This window comes from Colwellia sp. TT2012 (assembly GCF_001440345.1).
Lineage (GTDB): Bacteria > Pseudomonadota > Gammaproteobacteria > Enterobacterales > Alteromonadaceae > Colwellia.
On the sequence record NZ_LJYX01000203.1, the window covers coordinates 1 to 349 of the forward strand.

Genomic DNA, 349 nt, shown 5'->3' on the forward strand with positions numbered 1-349 from the left:
AGCTAAAGCATAACCTAAAACTTAGCAAAGAAGCTGCAGCTAAAGCTGCTGATGAAATGTCTACAAGCCAAGAAAGTAATAACCAGCTGACTCAAGATAAAGCCACACTTGAAAATGATATAACAGAGTTAAGCGCTGAAAATGAATTATCCTTATTGCAAATACAGCAGCTGCAAGAAGAGTTAGAAGCTATATTCAGTCAGCATAAAAGTGCGGAAGAACAGCTAAAGCATAACCTAAAACTTAGCAAAGAAGCTGCAGCTAAAGCTGCTGATGAAATGTCTACAAGCCAAGAAAGTAATAACCAGCTGACTCAAGATAAAGCCACACTTGAAAATGATATAACAGA

Annotated in this window: 1 protein-coding gene; it reads left to right on the forward strand. The window is 37.2% G+C overall.

The features are described from left to right. Positions 1-56: 56 nt before the first annotated feature. Positions 57-349, forward strand: a 293-nt coding sequence (locus tag ASU03_RS19580) for a hypothetical protein (RefSeq protein WP_197411341.1), incomplete at its 3' end; no start/stop codon positions are given.